We start from the raw sequence: 1,505 nt of genomic DNA, 5'->3' as shown, positions 1-1,505 counted from the left end.
GTTTTATAAATAAAGAGATACTTTCTTAATTGAAGGTACTTTTTGTTTATAATATAAAAAATAAGGCTAGATCTTCGGTTCTAGCCTTATTTTTTATGTAGGAATATTTTTTTGCAAAGTACATAAGTTATAACTAGGTACAGCCATCCAGGATGTGGCGTTACAATCAAATCATTATTACACACTTTAATAGTAGCAATAATAAATGAAAGTGTAAAACAAATTTTTTGTGTTATCATATTTATCTTTTTAAAATACAACTAACTAGCACAATAAGTTATTATAATAAATGAGAAGTTAATGTTTAAAAGACAGGTTAAAAACTAGAAACAAATGAGGTAGAGAACTATGAATAAATTTATGGAACAAGCTAGATTAATACAAGAGGATATGCTGGTTTATAGACGAACTCTTCATAGTCACCCAGAGGTTGGCGCTGACTTACCTAAAACAAAAACTTATGTAATGGATAAGTTAAGGGAGTTTGGGTATGAACCTAAAGAGATATGTGAAAGTGGTATAGTAGCAATAATTGAAGGAAATAAACCAGGAAAAACATTTTTATTACGAGCGGATATGGATGCATTACCAATGAAGGAAGCTACTACATGTGATTTCAAAGCAACTAATGGCTGTATGCATTCTTGTGGACATGATATGCATACAGCTATGCTTTTAGGAGCAGCAAAGTTGCTCAAACAAAATCAAGATCAAATAGAGGGAACTATTAAATTAGTATTCCAACCAGATGAAGAAGGATTTACAGGTGCTAAGAAGATGATACAAGCAGGGGTGCTTGAAAATCCTAAAGTTGATGCAGCTCTGGCAATGCATGTGCATTCTGGTACACCCTCAAACACTATATTATGTGGTTTAGGAACAAGTATAGCAGGATGTAATAGATTTAGAATCGTTGTAAGAGGAGCTGGATGTCATGGAGCAATGCCGGAAACAGGAATAGATCCCATAAATATAGCTGCACATATCTATTTATCTTTACAAGAAATAATAAGTCGAGAAATAGCAGCTTTACAGCCTGCTGTTGTTACAATAGGTAAATTTGTTGGAGGAGATGCACCGAATATAATACCGGAAGAGGTTATTATGGAAGGAACTATCAGAAGCTTAGACAAAGAAATAGGAGCATTTATATTTAATAGGATGAATGATATAGTGATAGCAACTGCAAAAATGTTTAGAGGGGAAGCACAGTTAATAGAATTATCTTCAGTACCACCTTTGATCAACGATAATCACTTAGCATATGAAATAACGAATTATATGAAAGATTTGGTAGGTGAACAGTCAGTAATTTTATTTGAATCTGGAGGCATGGGGTCAGAAGATTTTGCTTCCTATTCATATGAAGTTCCAAGTTTATATATTATGCTAGGTGCAGGTTCAAAACAAGAAAATCCTTTATTCGGAGCGCCAATGCATAGTGAAAAAGTTGTGTTTAATGAAGCTATACTAGCTACAGGAGCAGCTATACATGCATATAGTGC

1 protein-coding gene is annotated in these 1,505 nt (G+C 33.4%); it reads left to right on the top strand.

Translation table 11 applies throughout. The annotated features are described in order from the left end of the window. Window positions 1–348: 348 nt before the first annotated feature. A partial coding sequence (locus H8718_RS20200; RefSeq protein WP_249334856.1) for a M20 metallopeptidase family protein occupies window positions 349–1,505 on the top strand: 1,157 nt, incomplete at its 3' end.

This window comes from Zhenhengia yiwuensis (genome assembly GCF_014384995.1).
Taxonomy (GTDB): Bacteria; Bacillota; Clostridia; order Lachnospirales; family Cellulosilyticaceae; genus Zhenhengia; species Zhenhengia yiwuensis.
This window is presented reverse-complemented; position numbering and strand designations above follow the sequence as displayed.